The organism is Cyclobacterium xiamenense (assembly GCF_900109255.1).
Lineage (GTDB): Bacteria > Bacteroidota > Bacteroidia > Cytophagales > Cyclobacteriaceae > Cyclobacterium > Cyclobacterium xiamenense.
In genome coordinates this window covers 439,194-443,437 of record NZ_FNZH01000004.1, presented here as the reverse complement: position 1 = coordinate 443,437, position 4,244 = coordinate 439,194, and the positions used below count along the sequence as shown (strand labels likewise).

The 4,244-nt window shown below is 54.8% G+C and carries 3 protein-coding genes; all 3 read right to left on the bottom strand.

The annotated features are described in order from the left end of the window. Positions 1-280: 280 nt before the first annotated feature. The 3 genes from BMW71_RS15410 to BMW71_RS15400 all read right to left on the bottom strand — a co-directional run bounded on the left by BMW71_RS15410 (position 281) and on the right by BMW71_RS15400 (position 3,612). Complete coding sequence (locus BMW71_RS15410) at positions 281-877, bottom strand: sugar transferase (RefSeq protein ID WP_317041154.1); 597 nt, start codon at positions 875-877, stop codon at positions 281-283. Between the two features lie 11 nt (positions 878-888). Beyond that, the gene (locus BMW71_RS15405; protein WP_092175833.1) at positions 889-2,055 is read right to left on the bottom strand and encodes a DegT/DnrJ/EryC1/StrS family aminotransferase; all 1,167 of its coding nucleotides are present in this window, start codon (positions 2,053-2,055) and stop codon (positions 889-891) included. A gap of 588 nt (positions 2,056-2,643) precedes the next feature. Next, a complete protein-coding gene (locus BMW71_RS15400; RefSeq protein WP_092176119.1) occupies positions 2,644-3,612 on the bottom strand; it encodes an MraY family glycosyltransferase in 969 nt (322 codons plus the stop codon). Positions 3,613-4,244 lie beyond the last annotated feature (632 nt).

Genomic DNA, 4,244 nt, shown 5'->3' with positions numbered 1-4,244 from the left:
GGCTTCGACAGGCTCAGCCCACGGGGACGTATCTGTAGTAGCCGATGCCTGAGCCGATGCCTGAGCTTGTCGAAGGCGGAGGCGAAGGCATGGTTTGATGGTTTGGGCTTCGACAGGCTCAGCCCACGGAAACGTAGTCGTCTTGACGGTCTGGGCTTCGACAGGCTCAGCCCACGGAGCGTGTTCGTAAGGACCGCCTGTGCTTGTCGGACTGAAAAAGGATCAGCCTAAAAAGGCAGCCCGTGCAAATGTGAAGGTAAGGGGTAAGGCGAAGGGGAATCTAGGAGGGCATGCCGCGAAATTTTTCTACGGAGGTGCGGCCTTCCGGGTAGATCTGCTGACGGGAAACGACTGGTTTGACGGTCTTTAGCAAAATGGCCAGGTCCAGCCGCAGGCTGTGGTTGTCTACGTACCACAGGTCGTATTCAAATTTCTTCCCCCAATCCACGGTATTTCTGCCGTTTACCTGTGCCCAACCCGTGATTCCGGGCAACACCTCGTGCCGCCTACGCTGCTCGGGACTGTACAGCGGAAGGTATTCCGGCAACAAGGGCCGGGGGCCGACCAAACTCATCTCTCCTTTCAGCACATTTAGCAACTGTGGCAATTCGTCCAGGGAAGACGCTCGAAGCCAAGCACCCAGCCTAGGGACGCGCAGGTGATCGGGCAGGAGTTGGCCATCCGTGTCCAGCTCTTCCGTCATGGTACGAAATTTTATCAGGGTAAAGATTTTTCCGTGCTTTCCTGCACGCGCCTGCAAGAAAAACACCTTGCCCCGGTATGCGAGACACTGTAGCACGACGATTGCCAGGAAGACCGGCGCTGTCAACACCAACAAGGCAAGTGAAAAGCCGATATCTGTAAGGCGCTTTTTCATACAACCGCGCATCAAACCGTCTTACCGGTAGTATACAGCGTGCCGGCATGCAGCCGGGCAACCACCTCCACGATTCGTTCCAATTCGGGCGTTCCCAGCAAGCTGCTGCTTGGCAAACAGAGGCCGGTCCGGAACAAATTTTCGGCCACGCCTCCTCCCAGATAGCCTGCGTCCCGGTACAGGGGCTGCAGGTGCATCGGTTTCCATAAAAAGCGGGATTCTATGCCTTCCAGCAGCAGGGAATTGCGCAATTCCACCGCATCAAATCCGGCTTGCTCCGGTTGGATCAGCAGGGTAGTCAGCCAGCGGTTGGAAAAGTAGCCCGGGGGTTCCTCCAAAAACTGCAGCCCGGGAATGCCCTGCAGCAAGCGTCTGTACTCGGTAAAAATCTGTCTTCGTTTGCGGATGCGATCCGCAATTACCTGCAGTTGGGCAAGACCGATCCCTGCTGCCAGGTTGGTCATTTTGTAATTGTACCCGAGTTCGTTGTGTTCGTAATGGGCCACATTCAGTTTGGCCTGAGTTGCCAGGTAGCGGGATTTTTTTTCCAAAAACCGGTTTTTGGTCAACAGGGCTCCCCCCGAGCCGGTCGTAATTATTTTATTGCCGTTAAAGGAGAAAACGCCGAGGTCTCCAAAAGTTCCGGCAAATTGGCCGTCTATGGTGGACCCCAGGGATTCGGCGGCATCTTCCAGAACGGGGATGTCGTATTTTTTAGCGATGTGACCGATTCGGGACCAGTTAGCCGGCATGCCGAATAAGTTCACGGCCAGGATGACCTTGGGTTTTTTTCCCTGAGCGAGTCGTTTGCGAATGGTTTCTTCCAGCCTGTCCGGACACATGTTCCAGGTTTTTTCTTCGCTGTCCACAAATACCGGAACCCCTCCCAGGTAGCGGATGGGATTGCAGGAGGCTACAAAGGTAAAGGACTGGCAAATGACCTCGTCTCCGGAACCTACCCCTAATAAATGGAGCGCCAGGTGAATGGCGGAGGTGCCGGAATTGAGCGCGATGACGTGAGGGGAATCGAATTGCCGCTCCAACTCCTGTTCAAACTGCCGGATGAACCGCCCATTGGTCGCAATTTCTCCCGCAGCGATCGCCGCCTGGATAAATCCAATTTCGTTTCCTGAGAAATGCGGGGAAGAAAGGGGAGTGATTTGATTTTCCTTTGCCATCTACTCGACTTGCTGCGTCACTATTTTTTGCTGTTGTATACAAAACTAACCGATTTGCCAAGAATAGCAAAGCGAATTAAATCGGCCTTGGAAGCCCGAAACGACGGGTTTTACGGCCAAAAAATTTAAGTACATTTTTCCTGATGGCAGGTACGTTTTTGAAGTAGTAAACGCAAAAAAGATCCCAGGTGTCGGGAATCCCGCTAGCAAAAAAAAATAAAAAAAAATTCGATAACCGTTTGATCATGTGGGCTTCGACAGGCTCAGCCCACGGGGATATGTTCGTAAGCGTGGACTTCGACAAGCTCAGCCCACGGGGATATGTTCGTAAGCGTGGACTTCGGCAAGCTCAGCCCACGGGGATGTGTTCGTAAGCGTGGACTTCGACAAGCTCAGCCCACGGGAGACGTGTTCGTAAGCGTGGACTTCGGCAAGCCCAGCCCACGGGAGGCGTGTTCGTAAGCGTGGACTTCGACAAGCTCAGCCCACGGAGGCGTGTCCGTCTTGGCAAGCTCGGTTTCTTTGGACAGGTTCCGCCGGAGGTAGTTGAACGCCCCGACGGTCACCGGTTGAATCACAACCCGAAGCTCAGCGTTTTGAGGCCTGTTGCAGGGGCTCCGTTGGGGTTGCCCAAAAGCGTACCAGCAGGTAAACGCCCACTAATCCGGCGGTGAATACCAAGCCCGGCAGCCAGGAGAAGGTATCCAGGCCAATGCCCTCCATCCAGAGCCAATTGATCCCCAACTGCAAACCTGCATAGCTCAGGGAAACGAGTCGGTGGGGCAGTTTTTTTTCGTTGGCCAGAAACTGATACAGGTGGCTGCGGTGGGGTTGGAACAGGTTTTCTTTCCGGCGCAACCGAATCAACAGGGTAAGGACGGCATCCACCCCGTACAAACTGAAAAAAAACAGGTACCAGGGATTGCCTGTCAGCAGGATGATTTTTACCATCAGGTAACCCAGAATCAGGGCCATGCTGACCGAACCCACGTCTCCGGCAAAGACGCGGGCCTTTTTACGGAAATTAAACCAGGCAAAAACCAGGCAGGAAAGCCCGACTAACAGGATCCAATCCCGGTCGTCCCGCAAATCGGGTACCCAATAAAAGGTTCCCAAGGCAACCAGGGCGTAGGCTACGGTAATGCCATTGATACCGTCCATAAAGTTGAACAGGTTGATCCATCCGATCACCAAAAACAAGATCAGGGGAATCCACCCGAGTGAAAAGGAGGCCTGTTGCTGCCACTCCAGGACCAGTGCCAGGCTAGCTATCAGGTGTGCTGCCAGGCGGGGCCACTGGGGAAGCCCGCGCATATCGTCGGCCAGACTGACCGCACCAACCAGCACGACGGCCAGGCTAACCCACATGGAAAGATAGCCTGCAATCCAGGAAAGGATCACCGCCAGTACAAATACCAGCCCTCCTCCCCGGATGGTTTGCTGGGAATGCGAGGAACGGGCATTGGGATTGTCTACGATCCCGTATCGCCGGGCCAGTTGCAGGTAGGCCAGTTGGGCCGCAAAAAGGAGCAGAAAAAAAATAAGGAAGGTAAGCATGGTGGTATAGGGATTCGATTGGCGGATGGTTTGATGGAAAATGGGTATATTTTTTGATCCATTGGCTTCGCTGCGATTTACGCAGACGCTCCGGCAATTTCGTGGATGATTCGTAAAAATGCAGGGTAATTCGACAATTTTTATTTGATTGGTATAATTTATCCAATACAAATGACTGTTTTACAAGTGCTTGTGTAGAAACGAGGGCTGTTGCAGTGGAATCGACGTTCGGGGATGGTTTGATGATGTGGACTTCGACAGGCTCAGCCCACGGGAACGTGTCCGTCCTGGCTGCCTGGGCTTCGACAGGCGCAGCCCACGGGGACCTGTCTGTAGTAGCCGATGCCTGAGCCGATGCCTGAGCTTGTCGAAGGCGGAGGCGGAGGCGAAGGCATGGTTCGATGATGGGATGGTGTGGGCTTCGACAGGCTCAGCCCACGGGAACATGTCCGTCCTGGCTGCCTGGGCTTCGACAGGCTCAGCCCACGGGGACGTGTCCGTCCTGGCTGCCTGGGCTTCGACAGGCTCAGCCCACGGGGACATGTCTGTAGTAGCCGATGCCTGAGCTTGTCGAAGGCGAAGGCGGAGGCGGAGGCGAAGGCGGAGGCGGAGGCGGAGGCGGAGGCGGAGGC

What these genes read in the sequence shown, in the direction of transcription:
- BMW71_RS15410 (WP_317041154.1), bottom strand. Translation starts at nt 877, where the DNA reads ATGAAAAAGCGCCTTACAGATATCGGCTTTTCACTTGCCTTGTTGGTG.
- BMW71_RS15405 (WP_092175833.1), bottom strand. Translation starts at nt 2,055, where the DNA reads ATGGCAAAGGAAAATCAAATCACTCCCCTTTCTTCCCCGCATTTCTCA.
- BMW71_RS15400 (WP_092176119.1), bottom strand. Translation starts at nt 3,612, where the DNA reads ATGCTTACCTTCCTTATTTTTTTTCTGCTCCTTTTTGCGGCCCAACTG.